This is a genomic window from Chloroflexota bacterium (genome assembly GCA_016219275.1).
In the GTDB taxonomy this organism is placed as follows: domain Bacteria; phylum Chloroflexota; class Anaerolineae; order UBA4142; family UBA4142; genus JACRBM01.
The window spans coordinates 12,827-29,905 of the sequence record JACRBM010000020.1; the positions used below are offsets into that span (position 1 = coordinate 12,827).

Consider the following 17,079-nt stretch of genomic DNA (forward strand, 5'->3'; position numbering starts at 1 on the left):
TCGCTCATTGGCATGACGAGTAACCAGCATTGAGTCAGTTCACCGGCTAGAGTATAACACACGCACAAATCGTTTTCAAGACGTTGATTCAGAATTCGACGGGGTGTCCGTCAAAATCTTGGAACACTCAACCCTGCGAAGGTTTTGACGACAAATCAAATAGGATTGCCGTTCAACCATCGCAAGGTTTTTTCACCACCCAAAAACTTGACGCACAGCCAATTCGACGGCGGCACTTGTTTTTTTCGCGAAACGAGATAGAATCGGCGCATGTGTAGAAATATCCGGAAACTCCGTCAGCCCGAGCGTTTGCCGACCGATGAAGAATTGCACGACGCCGCATTGCAATTCGTTCGCAAGGTAACCGGCTATCGCGTTCCATCCCACGCGAATCAAGTCGCGTTCGAACAAGCCATCGCCGAGATCGTCGCCTCAACCCACACCCTGTTTGAAAATCTATCCCCCAAACCCAGCGCGGACAAACCGAAATAAGTTTTGAACCGCAATTGAGAGGCGACTATGGCGCTTTGGTCACGTACTACATGCGGCGATTGGCATACCGCGCTGGATCGCTATGCCGCAACGATTCAAGCCCAACACGTCAATGGCTTGGAACAACTCGACACCTGGTATCGCGTCGAACTCCCCGCGTTGATAGCCGCGCGCGCGCCGGCATACATCACACTCGCCGAATTGGAACGCGCCACTGTGTGGAAAATGAAACGCGGCGTCTGGCGCGAACGTAATCGCCTTCTCGTTCGCGGGAACCCGGCAGCGTTAGTAAAAAAGACTGCCATCGAAGCGTTCGCCGCGATACCCGACTTCCGCAAGCCCGTTGACCTCCTGAGCCGATTAGCCGGCGTCGGTCCCGCCACGTCCTCCGCTGTGTTAGCATGTTACGCGCCATCGCTCTATCCATTTTTCGATGAACTCGTCGCCGCACAGATACCCGACCTGGGTTCCGTGGCTTTTACCGCGACGTACTATCAGCGTTACGCCGCGCGCCTGCGCGAGCGCGCTGATCAGTTGACCCGCGTGTGCAAACATCGCGCGTGGAGCGCGCACGACCTTAGTCAGGCGCTCTGGTCAGCGTCGGGCGGAAAAGCAGTTCACGCAATGAAATAGAAATGAGGAGGGATCGAAATGGCTTTCAGTAACGAGATGCTCGCGACGCCGCGCCCTTCGACGATTCGCCCCGTTGCCTTGCCCCGACGTGCGCCCTTCCGCACAATCAACGAAGTTCAGATACCGTACTATCCATCCCCGGTGGATTGGGCAAGCCAGGTTCTCTACTTTTTGCTCCCAGACCGCTTCAGCGATGGACTCGATCACACACGACCGAAATTTGATCGCGCCAAGCCACGGCGTACCTTTCGATCGGACGGATTCCGGTGGGATCACTGGGCTGAATCCGGCGGCGAACGCTGGCAGGGCGGCACGCTGCGCGGAATTCAATCGCGACTGGATTATCTGAGCGACCTGGGAATCACCGCGCTTTGGATCGGACCGATTTTCAAACAACGCCATCACAGCAATGAGTATCACGGCTACGCGATCCAGGATTTTCTCGACGTGGACGCGCATTTCGGCGCGCGCGGGGATTTGGTCGAACTGGTTGCGGCGGCGCACGCGCGCAACATTCGCATCATCCTCGATGTCATCTTCAATCACACCGGGCATAACTGGGATTACGAAGACGGCGTGGTAGACCCGCCCTACCGACCTTGGCCCGAATTTTATAACAAGGGCGCGTGGCTGGATGAAGCAGGTCAACCCAGTTTTGAGATTCATCCCACAGACCGCGAAACCGGCGTGTGGCCCCGAGAACTTCAAGATGATCACAACTACACTCGCGCCGGCAAAGGAAGTCTTGGCGGCGAGAACATTGACGATGATCACGCCGAAATGAAACGCACCGACTTTGACGGCTCGTTCCGCGACCTCAACCTCGACAATCCCGCGACGCTCAACGATCTGGCGCGTTGCTACAAGTATTGGATCGCGCTTGCCGATCTCGATGGGATGCGTCTCGATACGCTCAAGCACGTGTCCAAACAAGCCGCGCGGAATTTCTGCGGCGCGCTGAAAGAGTTCGCCGCGAACCTGGGCAAGACCAACTTTTTCCTCGTCGGCGAAGTCGGCGGACCCGACGACAACGCCGGCAAGTACCTCGACGCACTCGAACTGAATCTGAACGCGACGCTCGACATCGGCGATTCGCGCATCGCGCTGACGGATGTCGCGAAAGGGTTGAGCGCGCCGTCGCGCTACTTTGGCATCACCGGACAATGGGCGCCGATCCTGGGTTCACATCGCAACTCGGCGCACCGGCACGTCAAGGTCGTTGACGATCACGATCACGTATTCGGCGCAAAGGTTCGCTTTTCGACCGACGCGGCGACGGAATATCAAATCGCCGCCGCCGTCGCGATTCAACTTTTCACGCTCGGCATCCCGTGCATTTACTACGGCACCGAGCAGGCATTCGCCGGACCAGAGCAAACGGAACGCGCGCAATATCTCCCAGATTTTGGTCGCGCCGACAAGTATCTGCGCGAGACCATGTTTGGCGCGGAGCATCCCCGAAAAAGCGGCGCGGCTGGATTGGGCACGGATTCCATCGGTGTTGATGCGACCTTGCCTGGGTTCGGAGCGTTCGGTACCGTCGGTTGCCATTTCTTCGATCCAGACTTTCACGTCTACCGACGCATCCGCGAATTGATTCGAATTCGCCAAGCATACCCGGCGCTGCAAATTGGTCGCCAGTATTTGCGTTTCATCCGGAATTTCTTGCAACCGTTTACGGAACCGCAGGGCGGCGAATTGATCACATGGTCGCGCATCCTCGACGAAGAAGAGGTTCTGTGCATCGTGAATGGCAACGGCGTCGAGCACCGCGGTGCGGATGTGATCGTAGATTCATCGCTCAACGCGTCAACGTCTTTCCGTGTGATTGCGAACACAGCAGAGTTGACCCTGGGTGCAGGGTACGCCGGCACACACAAGGTCGGCGACATCGTTCCGGTACAACGATCCGACAATATGGCGTTTGTGGAAATCCGGAACATTCCACCATCGGAGACCGTGATTCTGACAAATCGGTAAAATCAGAAAACTTTGGTTTTCCGGTCAAAACCGACTATAATCGCACAGATAAGGGCGACGCATTTTTTTCGCGCCCAGAGTTGCGCGAAACGAAATCGAAGGACGAAAAAAATGCGTCGCCCCTACACCACTCTACCGGGAGAAGCAATGCCAACACTTTACGTCGTCTCGCACACACATTGGGATCGCGAATGGTACGAACCGTTTCAGGTTTATCGCGCGCGGCTCATCCGTTGCGTGGATATACTACTCGATATTTTTGCGACTGAGCCGGAGTATAAATACTTTTTGCTCGACGGGCAAACCATCGTTCTCGAAGATTATTTGGAAGTGCGCCCCGACCGCGCGCGCGCGCTCCGCGAGCTCGTCCGCGCGGGCAAGTTGCAAATCGGTCCCTGGTACGTTTTACCGGACGAGTTTCTCGTCAGCGGCGAAGCGATCATTCGCAATCTGTTGCGCGGCACGCGCGGCGCACGCGAGTTTGGCGACACGCGGTTCGTCGGCTATATCCCCGACCCCTTTGGACACATCAGCCAAATGCCGCAGATTCTTCACGGCTTTCAAATTGACGCGGCGGTGTTTCGGCGCGGACTCGCGGACGAACAAACCGAATTGTGGTGGCACGCGCCGGATGGAACGCGCATCCTGGCGTGCTATCTGCGCGATGGGTACGACAACGCGGCATGGCTCCGACGTGATGATGTTGGCTTTGCGCCAAGCATCGAAAAAGCGTGGCGCTCGCTCGCGCCGCACGCGGTCACGTCAAACCTGCTCCTCTTGAACGGCAACGATCACATGGAACCCTGGGCTGACCTCCCCCATCTTTTGCGCGTGGCGCGCGAACAACTCGGCGAGATCAAGATCGTTCACGCGTCGTTGCCGATGTACGTCGAGCAGACACAAAAAGAAATCGCACAGCGAAAACTCGAACTCAACACAGTTCGCGGCGAGTTACGCAACCCCAAGCGTCATCACCTTTTGCCGGGCGTCGCGTCCACGCGCATGTGGATCAAGCAACGCAACGCGCACGCGCAGATGCTCCTCGAAAAATGGGCGGAACCCTTCGCCGCGTGCGCGGAATTGGAAATTAGAAATTGGAAATTAGAAGATGGAGACTGGAAGTTGGAAGTTGGAAATTCTGCCGTCCAACCTCTAACGTCCAACCTCCAACCTCCAACCTCCAACTTCCAGCTTTTAGACACCGCTTGGAAATATCTTTTGCAAAATCACCCGCACGATTCGATCTGTGGTTGCGGCGTTGACCAGGTGCACGCGGAAATGGCGCAACGCTTTGATTGGGTCGAGCAGATCATCGTCCCGATCATTGCCGAGAGTTTGACCACACTCGCCGCGTCGGTTGACACGCAGACGCACGACGACAGTGTGCCGGTCGTCGTCTTCAATCCGGTTGCAAGCGCACACACCGATCGCGTCGTCGCACAGATCGAACTGCCGAGTCATCTAGAAAATTTCGCGATTACTGATGATGCCGGAAACGCCATCCCCTTTGAAATCCTGGGACGGCGCGTACAAGAGTACTATCACAAGCGCGCCAAAGGTGAATCCCTCGGCGGATTGCTGGGAATGGCGCAAGCGGGGCGCATCCAGGGGTTGACGATCCAGGATGTGGTGATTCGCGCGAATGAAAATCCCATCCAGGTTGACGTGACGCTGGCAAGCCGGGGCGAACCGAATCGGGCGATGCTCGATCAAATCCTGCCGCAGTTTCGACAGATCATCGCCAAGCATCCCGCGACCTTTCTTGAAATCCGTGGACATTCGCCCGCGCAATTCGAAATCGAATTCATCGCGCGCGAGGTGCCCGGGCACGGCTACAAAACTTTTACCGTCGCCAAAGCGAATTCCATCGCGCAACAGCCAGCGACTCGGACAACGATTTTGGAAAACGAATTCTATCGTGTCGAGCCAAATCGCGACGATGGGACGCTGACGATCACCGACAAGACGACCGGCGCGATGTATCGCGGCGTCAATCGCTTTGTGGATGGCGGCGATCGCGGCGATCTCTACAACTATTGTCCGCCGGAAAAAGATCGTCTCGTCCGTCAACCGATCGCGCCGCCAGAAATCAAAATCGAAACGAGCACCGTCCGGCAATCGCTACGCATTTCGATGACCTATCGTTTGCCGGCGCGATTGACCGACGACCGAACGGCGCGCGCACAAGAAACGGTTGATGCCAGGATCGTTACCGTCGTTTCGCTCTACCCGGGAGTGCGGCGGATTGATTTCCAGACCCAGGTTGAAAACCTGGCTCGCGATCATCGTTTGCAAGTTGAATTCCCAACGCCGATTGTCAGTGACCATGTAGATGCCGACCAAGCTTTCGACATCGTTCGCCGGTCTCTCGACTTGCCCCAGGATACGGCGGATTGGATCGAACAACCACGTCCTGAAGCGCCGATGCAAGATTTTGTGTCCATGAGTGATGGCAAACTTGGAATGACGTTAACGACGCGTGGTTTGCCCGAGTATCTCGCGCGCCAAGATGCACAAGGTGTAACGCTCGCGCTCACGCTCCTGCGTTGCACCGGTTGGCTATCGCGCGACGACCTGAGCACGCGAGCCGGCCACGCGGGTCCTGCGATGGAAACTCCCGGCGCGCAAGAGATCGGCGTACATCAATTCGAGTACGCCATGATTCCGGCGGAAGGCGATTGGCGCAACACGTTTGTCGAAGCGCGCGCGTTTGCCGCGCCGATGCGCGCGGTTGCAACGAGTACTCACCCCGGCACACTTGCGCCGACCGCGAGTTTCATCGAAGCGACGCCACGTGAGTTTGTCATCAGTGCGATCAAGCAAGCCGAGGATAGAGCGGGACTAATCGTGCGCGGTTACAACATCGAGGAAAAGCCGGTTGATGTGAGGTTGCGTCTTTTGCGCGAGTTTGCGCGCGCGGCGCGCGTCAATCTGAACGAGGAAGAAATCGCGCCGGTGGATTTGCGGGAGGGACGTGAGGTCGCGTTGTCGGTGCGAGCGAAAGAGATTGTGACGTTGAAATTCGTTGCCAAGTAGAACCCACACACAAACCCCCTCCCTACCCCTCCCCCGTCGGCAAAAATCGCCGACAGGGGAGGGAATTTTTGCTCCCCCCCTGCAATAGCGGCGCGCAAGCGGGGTTAGGGTGGGGGTTGTGTTTGCTCCGCTCCGTGATCCAAGCGTTCGATCAACGCGACCAATTCGCCGGGTGAAGTGATCGTATAGCGCGGCGATTCATCCGCCGTCATCGGTTGGGTGCGCCGCCGTTCGTTCCAGTGATAGAAAACGGAGATCAATCCGAGCCGATTCGCGCCGACGATATCGCGTTCCAAATTGTTGCCAATCATCGCGACGCGCGAATAATCGTGCGGCGATATCGTCAACGCCTCGAGCGCGGCTTGAAAGATGCGTGGATGCGGTTTCTCAAACCCCACGCATTCAGAGATCGCGCAATAATCGAACAGTTCGGACAAACCATGTTGTCGCAGCACATTGGTCGGCGTGTTCGGGCGCGCATCCGCGACCAGCGCCAAACGATGTCCCTGGGATTTGAAACGCCGCAACGCTTCCGCGATGCCAGGGATCAACTCGGCGCGCAACGTCGTTTCCTCTGGGTCTTTCACTTCACTCGCTTCATCCATGATCGTGTCACCCAGGTCGAAGAAAAGCGCGGCAAGCATCTCGTCTATTCACCTCGCATAGAATACAAGCGGGCGATAAAATCGCCCGCCTAAAAAAGTCGCGAACAGAATCTACAACTTGCTGGGATATTTGTAGTGCTCGCTGATGCGTTTCATCTTTTCCCAATCCTCGACTTTTTTGACCTCATCCAGTTCCATCAACTCGTCGAGAAGCGCGACGGCTTGATCGTAATTCTTCGTTTGATGATTGTTGAGCACGCTATGTAACAACATTGTCCGGTCGCCGGTCTTGAACGCATGCAGTTCTCGTTCCGTCTCCAACCAATCCGGCAAAATGCACTCGAGCATGATCTTGGGCGGCAGTTTGCCGACGCGCACGGGCTGAATGCCTTTTTGATTGACAATGGCAGGAACTTCAACGACTAGATCATCAGGCAAGCCGGCGAGCGCGCCGTGATTGGGCACGTTGACCTGGAAGTACCCTTCGTTGTTGTTGACAAGTCCATCAATGATCGGCACGATTTGCTCGCGCGTCTTTTCGGTGCCGATGGCTTTCGTCATGTCGGTCTTGGGATCGTTTGCCCACTGCGTCATTTCCGCGATGCGCGCTTCGAGCGTTTTCACAAAGTACGGGCGCGCGAGATGCGTGTCGGGTCCGCCCCAGGGTTCGCCATACCAACGTTTCTTCGTCGCGATATCGGTGTGATACCACCACCCGCCGCGCCGCACTGTGTCGCCAATCGGGAACAGACCGTACATGTGGTACTGATGCACCGCGCCGCGCGACATTTGCGCGTCGTGCGTCCGCGTGGCGACGTGCGTGCGCCAGTACTCTTCACCCTTGGTCGCGATCCATTCGTCAATCAATGGATACGCGTCCTTGCCTTCGTAGATGAAATGCGTGAGCCAGATGTTGTGATTAAGCCCGGGCGCTTGCCAGGTGATGCGGTCGGGATCAAGCCCCAGGGTCAGAGCGATTTCGCGATAACCGTAATGACCATGACACAAACCACAGACCTTGATGCCGGTCTCGCGCGTCATCAGCGTACAACCATCAAACACCGGATTGCCGGATTGAATCAGCCACGCGTTCGGACAAATCTTGGCGATGTCTTGCGCGACATCGAGCATGAGGCGCAGTTGATGGTACGCGCCGAACTGTCCGCCGGAGTGATAATAGCCGTACTTGTCGCCCGCGAGTTTTCGCATGTTTGCTTCGATTACATGACCCAGGACGTACGCGGCGTTGAGAACGAAATCCGCGCCTTGCAACGCGGCGGCGCGATCCATCGTCTTGTCGAATGTCAGCGATGATCCCAGTTGCTGGGCGTAGCGCGAGGCAAGCTTAAAGATCATGTCCAAGCGTTCCCCGTCCACATCCATGAACGTCACATGACTGCCGTCTAGACCTTTGGTCAGGCACAGGTCTTTGACGATGCCCAGCGAAAACTGCGCGCTGCCCGCGCCGATCACACAAACTTTTAGTGCTTTTGACATTTTGTTCTCCTTTAGAACTGGGACGCGGATTGACGCGGATTAACGCGGATCAATAAGAAATCCGCGTTGGTCCGCGCTCGTCCGCGTCCAATTGATTTTCTTATTGCGCGATAATGACCATATACCGCGTACGCGTCGCGCCGCTGTTGAAAATTCCATGCGGCACGCTCGCATCGACCACGATAGATTCGTTGACGTTGAGCGGGTAATGTTCGCCTTCCACTTCGACGGTCGCTTGACCTTCGAACACGTAGAATGCCTCGACACCCGCGTGAGTGTGCGCGGCGTGCGAGCGACTGCCCGGTTCGACCTCGGTGATGTGAATGCTCAGTTTCTCTGGCGCGATGGTGTCGCCGATGAGAAACCTTGTTAGTCCTTTCTTTTCGAGCGGAGAAAATTTCATCCTACCCCTTTTCGAGCGAATGTCGGTCGGGTAACGCGTCCCAATCCGGAATGTCCACGATGCACACTTGCCCGTACCCTTGCGGGTCGGATGTGTAAACGATTTGTTTTCCATCCGCGCTGAAACACGGATGCACGTGCACGCGTTGCGTGTGGAACGAACCGCGATGCCACACGAGCGCCTTGGGTCCTTCGAACTTGCCGTCCTTCATCCGCCACAACAACAAGTACGGATTTTGCGCGTCGCCATCGCCGACGATCCAATCGAGCCGGAAACTGTGAAAGTGCCACGAGTGAAACTCGAATGGCGCTTCGACTTGATCGGTGTTGTCGTAACGAATCGAACCGTAGATCGTGCCGTTTGCGATGTAACCGTGATAACCGATGTGCTCGCCATCGTCCATCCAGTACTCGTGCCCGACGCGTTCGCCCGGCGCGGTCGCGCGAATCTTCCACGCTTGGCGCGTTTGCAAGTCCAAGCCCCAGATGCGATTATCCACTTTATCCCAGGGTCCCTCGTGGCAAAAGGTCATGATGTGCGGCAATGTGGGCGACGTGTTCAAGTGACCGATCCAATATTTGTCTTCAAAGATGACCTCCGACGCGCCGGTATCCAGTGCGATGCGAACGATCGCACAATGCGGATGCGCTTCCCAAATTTCGCGAAAGCCGACATAGCCATGCCCCAGGTCAACGTTAAAGCGGTCGGATAAATCCTGGGTATAGCCGGTGATGAGATAATTGCCGTCCGCCGTCGCGTTGGCGGATTGCGGCGTATAACCCGGCGGAATTGTAAAGAGCGGTCGCCGCGCAAGCGTGTTGAGATCGAGCGCGAACACGGTTTTGCCCTGGTAGAAATAGATTTCCTCGCGCACCGGGTTTTTGGTCATGGATTGCGCGCCAATCCTACCCTGCGCCGGATCGAGATCGGTGAGCTGCGTGATCTCGCCACTCGCCACGTCCACGCCGAAAAAGTTGGTGCGATTCTCGCGATCAGAGGCAATCACCAGTTTGCGTCCGCTGTCGTACCAGCACGGATACGTAAAGTAAAAGTGATTGCTGTGCCCCAGATAATTCGTCAACTGACGCACGCGCGCGCCGGTCATGGGGTCGCGCGTATCGAGCAATTCGGACTGCCATTTTCTGCCTGCATTCACTCCTCACCTCGCGTGAATTCGTAATTCGTAATTCAAAATTCAGAATTACGAATTACGGATTTTGAATCACCAAATCAGCTTCAAACACGAATAACTTGAGCAACTCCTGGGATGTGTTTTCGATGCCGTGTTCCCAGCCCGGCTTGTTCAGAATAATGTCGCCGGTTTTCACGGCTTGGCGTTCGTCGTTCGTGATCATCACACCGCTGCCGCCGAGCACGACGTACACTTCCTCATTCGCGCCGTGCCGATGCACGCCAATCGTCGCGCCCGGTTCCAACTCGACATAGTTGATGAACTTGAGCGGCGTATCGAAATCGGGCTTGTCGAAGACGCGCGCGTTCTTGCCCACGCCTTTGCCTTCGTGAATGGATTGCACCTTGCTAGGCGCGTCCAAAAAATTTCTCACAATCATGATCGCCTCATCAGTTGTTCAATCTCTCTCATTTGATCGCCGTTCAACGCGCCGAACTGCATTGCCCCGGCATTTTCGATTGCCTGCGCGACCGTGCGGATGCCGGGGATCGGAATCGTCCGCGCGTTGCGCGCCCAGATCCAAGCAAGCGCGCCTTGCGCCAACGTTCGCCCATCGCTCGTCAAAATTTGGCGCAGTGCATTGAGTTTTTCGAGCGTGGGATTCAGCCACTGCTCTTGAAAGTTCTCGCGGTGACGCAGATCGTCGAGCTGGAATTTCGCGTCTGACGCGTATTTGCCGGTGATCGCGCCGCGCACGAGCGGACTGCGATTGATGCTGGCAAGTCCAAATTCATTGCAGACGGCAAGCACTTGAGGCGCGTCGCGGATCACGTTGAGATCGTGTTGAATCGCGATGCAGTGTTTGCCATGCGCGAAGACGCGCGCGCCTTCGGCATTGTCGGTGCTCCAGCCGTAAAAGCGAATCTTGCCTTCCGCGACCAATGCTTCCAACGCGTCGCGCACTGCGCCGGCTTTTTCAGGTGGATACGCGTTGACGTGAAATTGATAGAGGTCAATGTAATTCATGCCGAGTCGCCGCAGACTGGTCTCGCAATCCTCGCGCAAATAGCTCACGACCTTGTCGCTGTTCACGTCGTCGTCGTACAGATCAACGCGCTTGGTTTGCTCGTTCACCACGTAGCCGAACTTGGTCGCGACGATGGCTCGGTCGCGTCGGTCGGCAAGCGCGCGACCCAGGATACGTTCGCTGTGTCCGCAACCATAGTTCGCTGCCGTGTCAAAAAAGTTGATGCCGTGTTCCAGCGCGGTGTGGATCGCGCGGATGGATTCATCGTCATCCACGGTTCCCCACCCGGCTTGCGTGCCGCGCATCGTCCAAGGTCCGCCGATTGCCCAGCAACCCATTCCCAGCGCGCTAACTTGTATTCCACTTGAACCCAATGTTCGTTTCATCGTTGCCCTTTCTTCTCGATTTTACCACGCGTACGCTTCCGGCGCTTGTCCCGGTCCTTGCCAAATCGCATCGAGTTTTGTCATCACCTCATCCGAGAGCTTGACCTCTGCCGATTTGACGCTGTGCTCCAATTGGACGATGGTGCGCGGACCCAGGATCAGCGCAGTGACGCCGGGTTGTTGCAACAACCACGCGTGCGCGACGTGCGCCGGCTCGACGCCGATCTCGCCGCAGAGCGATTCGTACGCGGCGATCTGCGTCTTGTGCCGTTCGAACAATCTGCGCGCGCCCTCGCTGCTGCGTCGCCCCGTCGTCGCTTGTAGTGTTCCGCCCGCCAAGATGCCGCCGCGCAAAGGACCGTACGGCAAGATGCCGATGCCTAGCGCGCGGCACGCGGGAATCACTTCGAGTTCAATCGTGCGAATCGCCAAACTGTAGCGGCTCTGCTCCGAGACGAGACCCAGGAAATTACGCGCCGCGGCTGTGCTCTGCGCTTGCATGATGTGCCACGCGGCAAAGTTACTGCTGCCCACGTACAACACCTTGCCCTCGCGCACGAGTTGTTCCATCGCCTGCCAGATTTCTTCCCAGGGCGCGGCGCGATCAACATGGTGCATCTGGTACAAATCAATGTGATCGGTCTGCAAACGCCGCAGTGAATCTTCGCACGCGCGTCGAATGTGGTACGCGGACAGCCCGCGATCATTCGGACCGTCGCCCATCTCGCCATAGCATTTGCTCGCGAGCACGATTTTTTCGCGCCGTCCGCCGCCTAGCGCCAACCAACGACCCATGATTTCTTCCGTCACGCCGGGCGTTTGCCCGTAGCGATTCGCGGTGTCGAAAAAGTTGATGCCCAGTTCGAGCGCGCGCTCCATGATGCGGACGCTCGTCGGCTCGTCGGCTTCGCGCCCGAACGCCATCGTGCCCAGACAAAAGCGGCTGACCAATAAACCCGTGCGTCCCAAATGGATGTATTCCATTTCGTTCCTTTCGATTATGTGAGCGATTGCTTGAGCCACGCAAACGCCGCGGTTTGCATTTCTAAATCGAACTTGTGCGGACCCGGATAAAATTGTCCGACGTACGCCGCGGGCGTACCGACACTCGCATAGTGTTGTTGCAAGCGCGCATCCGCATCGCGCATCCCTTGCTCGGTGAACAGTTCGTCGTCCAAGTCATACTGCACCAGCAAAGGCGACGGCGCGCGGCACGCGGCAAGGTCGGACCAATCACCATAGCGCGCCCAACCGAATGGAAAGAGCATCCACGTGTGCGACATGTTGTGATCGAGCAGTCCTTCGTATGTGCTCATCAACCCGACTATCGCCGTCGCCGCGATGCGCTCGTGCGTCGCGTTGAGCATCGCCGCGCGATTACCGCCGCCCGACAAACCGATGCACCCGATTCGATCCGGCGTTACGTCCGCACGCGAAAGCAAATAGTTTGTCGCGACGCGGTCTTCGTAACTGACCACGCCGGCGAGACTCGTGCCCAGGACGTTGCAGTACTTGGCGACCCAATGCTCGTGCTGGTTCGCCGCGGCGTTGTACTGCGCGATCTCGAAAGGCGTGCTCGCGTCGGGCGGCGCGGCTTGAAGAATTGTGGCGGTGAGGTCGCGCACCGGCGCGGGCATCACGTCGAGCGGAAATTTGCGACTGCCCCACAGAAACGTGTCGGGCACGAGCACGACAAACCCGGCGTGCGCGAGCGCGTTCGCGTACGCGCGTCCCGCGTAATATTTTTTGCGATACTCGACGATGACGGGCAGTGGGTCGGTCGCGCCGTCCGCGATTCTTTCCTTGCCGTAGAACTTGAAGCCGCCGTGACAGTGCAGCGCCACGACGCCGGGTAGGGGCTGTTGCGCGTGCGCCGGCTTGAGCACGTAGGCGTGCGTGCGCGGACCAAAGCCCGCCGACCACGAGACCTCTTCGCCGATCAACCCATCGCGCTCCCAGCATTGCTCGATCTGAACATCGCGCGGCGTTTCGGGACGATTGCAAAATCCCAAAACCTCGCGTACGCGGTGTTGCGTTTCCGCGCCGGGCGGCGCAACCGGAAAGAGCGGTTGTTGTTCGCGCGCGGCGTCCACCCAATCGCTAAAGACACCCAGGTGTTGATAGTGTCGTGACATAATGACTCCAACGTTAATGCGCTGCCAGCCATTCGTTCAGTTTGATAACTTCGCCGCCGGCGAGCATGACAATGCCGATGCCGTGCGTATCGTTCGTCCGCCACAGCAATTCGTACTTGTAGTAATCGGACGTGAATGCGTACGACGAACCGCGACAAACGCCATGCACGTTGCCCAAGCGATCAATACTGATCTGGGTCAACCCGCGCCATGCTTTGCGAACCGCTTGAATGTATGGCACCGTTTCCTTCAGCCAGCCAAAACGCACACCGCGCGCAAACGCATACGCGAACATCGCGGTGCAAGACGTTTCCTCGTACGAATCGGGTTCGTTCAACACCTGATGCCACAAGCCGCGCTCGCCTTGCAAAGCCAGGTATCCTTCGCACAACGTTGCAAAGAACTCGAGCAGCGCGGGACGATCTGGGTGATCGTTCGGCAACATCTCCAAAATTTCGGAGAGTGAGAACAAGCACCACCCATTGCCACGTCCCCACGCAATGCCGGTCGCCAGGTTGTACCCAAAATCGTATATGTGGGACATGATTTTTTGTTCCGGTAAATACAGGTATCTTTTGAACAGCAAGAATTGTTTCGCGGCGTCGTCAATGTATGCGCGCTTGCCGGTCAGTTGATAGTACCGACCCAGGAATGGCGTGCTCATGTACAGATCGTCAATCCACAATGTATGCACGCGATAAAACGCACCGTCGGGCGTCCGCACTTGTTTATTCAAAATGTAATCGGCAATCGTATCCACGACCGCGCGAATTTCCGGTGATGGCGCTTCCTTGTATGTCTCCAACGCCGCCGAGCCAAACGAGCCGCAATCGTCGAGGCAACTCATCTCGACGAGTTGTTCGTTGATGGACTGCGTGCCGTACTGGTCGCGGTCGTAGAGCGAGTACGCATAAGACTGGGCGCATTCGTTGACGTGCCGCACCACATAGTCAATCACATCTTTGCGTCCCAACCGTCGCGCGGTCTGCAACAAACCGTACAACGTCACGCCGATCTGATAATTCCACTTGGCGAAATTTTCGTTTTCGAGATGCGGACGAACCCAGGTTTCGGGCATGTCCACGCGCCAGTACACCGGCGCGCCCTGGTTATCGAACAAACGGTAGATCGTTTGGATCTCTGCCGGCGAATTCGCCAACGGCGCGTCGAAGGGTCCGAGATGCAACCACGCATCGCCAACGCCTTTGACCGGATACGGCAGTTGAAATTCCGCGTTACTGTCATTTCGAGCGGAGCGAGAAATCTCCGGCGTGTGACTTTGAGATTTCTCGTCGCTAAGACCGCTCCTCGAAATGACAAACCCCCAGTCATCCGTTGATGAAACGGTGGCAACGAGCACATCGTGTCTGCCGCGCGACAACGAGAGATCAAGGTCGCGCTTGCCGGCTTGACCTTCCCACACTGGCTTGCCGTCAATCCAGATTTTCGTCGCGCCCGCGGCGTCGAGTTGCAGTTTAGTCGGCGCGGTGATTTCCAACTGCGACCAAGCATAGGCAGTTTTGCCGGGCTGAACGCCGAAAATTCGCGCGCACGCTTTTTGCTTCGATGCTGCCGCGTCCCATTGCATTGCCGGAAACCAGGTCAGCCCCGTGGCGCGTTCGTTATCGCCAATGCCAGGAAATTTATTTTCGGCATAAACATCTTGAGCAGCGAGTTGCGAATAGACCCAGCCGGCTTGTCCCGCGCGTTCCGCAAAGGGTGACATGAAATGAAACGGGAACGCCCTTTTGAAAGAGGTGCCTATGACGCAACCAAAGCCCGCAGGCGTTTTGCGCGTCTTGATAAAGAACGCGTTCCAACCTTTGTGCACTTGGACGATCACCAATTTGCCGGCTTGGACATTCGTCTCGTGCGCGAGCAACGAACGATACACCAACTTGCCGTCCACGAATACGCTCGTCGGCGAATAGGAACTGATCAAGAATTCGTCGTTTTTTTCGCCGTCACTCCACAACATGCCGTACAGATACGCCCATTGACCGGGCTTGGCGTCCGGTAATTTCGCTTGCAAGTTCAGATCGTATCTGCCGTCATTCAGTTGCGCAAAGCCGCGCCGGCTGAACGCGCGATACACGAATGGCGTCGGCGGGTTTTCGCCGATGTAGCGATTGGCGATGATTTCTAACGTGCGTGGGAGATCGTCCCCGATCCAGTTGAAAATGCTTTCGTCGCGATCAAAGTAGTGTGACATGGTTTGCTCCTTGCGTGATATTCCTCTTGAAACATTATCACCATGGTTTTTGCTACGTTATGGTTCCACGAGATAGAGATTCACGTGCCCGCCAAAATCGGACGCGTACAGAATTTTTTTGCCGTCCCAGCTCCAGGTCGGATGACAATGCGCGCTCTGCGTGTGCCACGACGTTTTGTGATTGCACAGCACTTGCAGTTTCGCTTCCTTGCCCGCAATGTCAATCAACACCAGGTCGTCCACATCGTCGCCGACGAGAACAGTGTTGCCTGGGTTGGCATGATAGTGGTTGCAATAGAATGGCATATCAATGCGCTTGACGATGTTGCCCCAACGATCCGCGAGTCCGACGAAGGGAATCATCGCGTTCTGGTTGACCTCGACATTCGTCGCGACCGCTTGCGTGCGATCCGAGGTGATCGTGCCGTCGTGCCCTGGACCGCGATCGTCGAAAAAGAGATAGCCGTCGTGCGTCCAGAATTCATGCCCAATCGAATCTTGTTCGTCTTGGCGAAAACACGGACGCGCCTCGCGCGAAATAAAATCCAACAGCCACATCCGTTGCGTTACCAAGTTCCAGGGTCCTTCGTGGCAATACGAACCGATCGTGCTGTCCACCGGACAAAACTGAAAGTGCCCGACCTGGTGCGTATCCTTGAACACGTCGAACCAACCCGAGCCGTCGAGGAAGGCGAGAGTGATGCGTCCATCCTTGACCAGATAAAAACGATCCTTGAAACCGGCATAGTTGGGTCCATCGGCAACGTGCACATCCTCGTTGCGCGAGAACGTGATGTAACGACGATTCGGCGCAATCGAAGGCGAACCCAATGTATAGTTGCCGGTTTCAGTGTAGAGAATCTTGTTCTCGCCGGTCTCGGTGTCCAACTTTTTGATGTGGTCGCCGGTACGATAGACAATGATGCGACTGTCGCGCGTCTTGGTGACACTGTGGATCGAGCCGCCCTCATCGCCTGCGTTCTCTACCAACTCGTCGGTCAATTGCACGATTTCGCCGGTGTCGAGGTTCATCCGAAACAAGTTGTAAAACGGATTTTCGTGCGGCGCGCAGTCTTGTCCCGACGCGCGGTCGGATCGAAAAATGATTTCGTTTTTGTTCGCGTCGAACGAGTTCTCGGTAAAGTACAGATGAACGTTGTTGCCGGTTGTCGTCAATTGCTTGATGGTACGCCCGGTCTTGGCGTCCTTGAATTCGCGAATTTCTGATTTCCACTTGCTGCCAATCATTTGAATCTCCTTCTAAAATGTAAGGCAATTTTCCAAATTGCCCTGTGTGTACTATTTCAACAGTCTATCCGGAATTCACCGCCGAGACGCGGAGAGCGCGGAGAAAATTTATTTAGAAACTCGGTGTGCTCCGTGCCTCTGCGGTAAAATTTGACACTGTAGCACCGTTACTGATACGTCGGAAATTTTACCGCCGAGGCGCGGAGCACGCTGAGAACGCAGAGTTCTTTTGATTTTTCTCTGCGCCCTCTGCGTCTCGGCGGTAAACACCAAATTCGCAGTAGCAATGCTAC

At 56.5% G+C, this 17,079-nt stretch carries 14 protein-coding genes; 4 read left to right on the forward strand and 10 right to left on the reverse strand.

Annotation, left to right across the window (positions count from 1 at the left end):
- Positions 1 to 270: 270 nt before the first annotated feature.
- From HY868_03570 to HY868_03585, 4 genes are all read left to right on the forward strand, one after another.
- On the forward strand, positions 271 to 492 hold the full coding sequence (locus tag HY868_03570; GenBank protein ID MBI5301191.1) for a DUF2277 domain-containing protein: 222 nt from the start codon (positions 271 to 273) through the stop codon (positions 490 to 492).
- Between the two features lie 27 nt (positions 493 to 519).
- Positions 520 to 1,125 (forward strand): hypothetical protein, encoded by a 606-nt coding sequence (locus HY868_03575; protein ID MBI5301192.1) that lies wholly within the window; start codon positions 520 to 522, stop codon positions 1,123 to 1,125.
- Between the two features lie 18 nt (positions 1,126 to 1,143).
- Positions 1,144 to 3,105 carry an alpha-amylase gene (locus HY868_03580; protein MBI5301193.1) on the forward strand — a complete coding sequence of 654 codons (1,962 nt, stop codon included), beginning with the start codon at positions 1,144 to 1,146 and terminating at the stop codon, positions 3,103 to 3,105.
- Between the two features lie 147 nt (positions 3,106 to 3,252).
- Entirely contained in the window at positions 3,253 to 6,141 is a 2,889-nt protein-coding gene (locus HY868_03585; GenBank protein ID MBI5301194.1) for a hypothetical protein, read from the forward strand.
- Between the two features lie 104 nt (positions 6,142 to 6,245).
- Here the strand turns inward: HY868_03585 and HY868_03590 are convergent, their stop codons facing one another.
- From HY868_03590 to HY868_03635, 10 genes are all read right to left on the reverse strand, one after another.
- Positions 6,246 to 6,785: an HAD-IA family hydrolase gene (locus HY868_03590; GenBank protein MBI5301195.1), complete on the reverse strand. Its 540-nt coding sequence runs from the start codon at positions 6,783 to 6,785 to the stop codon at positions 6,246 to 6,248.
- Between the two features lie 72 nt (positions 6,786 to 6,857).
- Entirely contained in the window at positions 6,858 to 8,243 is a 1,386-nt protein-coding gene (locus HY868_03595) for an alpha-glucosidase/alpha-galactosidase (protein ID MBI5301196.1), read from the reverse strand.
- Positions 8,244 to 8,343: 100 nt separating this feature from the next.
- Complete coding sequence (locus tag HY868_03600; protein ID MBI5301197.1) at positions 8,344 to 8,646, reverse strand: cupin domain-containing protein; 303 nt, start codon at positions 8,644 to 8,646, stop codon at positions 8,344 to 8,346.
- A 1-nt stretch (position 8,647) separates the two neighbouring features.
- Entirely contained in the window at positions 8,648 to 9,751 is a 1,104-nt protein-coding gene (locus tag HY868_03605; protein ID MBI5301198.1) for a PD40 domain-containing protein, read from the reverse strand.
- A 103-nt stretch (positions 9,752 to 9,854) separates the two neighbouring features.
- Entirely contained in the window at positions 9,855 to 10,217 is a 363-nt protein-coding gene (locus HY868_03610; protein MBI5301199.1) for a cupin domain-containing protein, read from the reverse strand.
- The gene (locus HY868_03615; GenBank protein MBI5301200.1) at positions 10,214 to 11,191 is read right to left on the reverse strand and encodes an aldo/keto reductase; all 978 of its coding nucleotides are present in this window, start codon (positions 11,189 to 11,191) and stop codon (positions 10,214 to 10,216) included. Before HY868_03615 ends, HY868_03610 begins: the two co-directional genes overlap by 4 nt.
- 21 nt (positions 11,192 to 11,212) lie before the next feature.
- Positions 11,213 to 12,175 carry an aldo/keto reductase gene (locus HY868_03620; GenBank protein MBI5301201.1) on the reverse strand — a complete coding sequence of 321 codons (963 nt, stop codon included), beginning with the start codon at positions 12,173 to 12,175 and terminating at the stop codon, positions 11,213 to 11,215.
- A 14-nt stretch (positions 12,176 to 12,189) separates the two neighbouring features.
- On the reverse strand, positions 12,190 to 13,326 hold the full coding sequence (locus HY868_03625; protein MBI5301202.1) for an acetylesterase: 1,137 nt from the start codon (positions 13,324 to 13,326) through the stop codon (positions 12,190 to 12,192).
- Between the two features lie 13 nt (positions 13,327 to 13,339).
- Positions 13,340 to 15,538 carry a glycoside hydrolase family 88 protein gene (locus tag HY868_03630; protein MBI5301203.1) on the reverse strand — a complete coding sequence of 733 codons (2,199 nt, stop codon included), beginning with the start codon at positions 15,536 to 15,538 and terminating at the stop codon, positions 13,340 to 13,342.
- Between the two features lie 57 nt (positions 15,539 to 15,595).
- Positions 15,596 to 16,786 (reverse strand): PD40 domain-containing protein, encoded by a 1,191-nt coding sequence (locus tag HY868_03635; protein ID MBI5301204.1) that lies wholly within the window; start codon positions 16,784 to 16,786, stop codon positions 15,596 to 15,598.
- Positions 16,787 to 17,079: the final 293 nt, after the last annotated feature.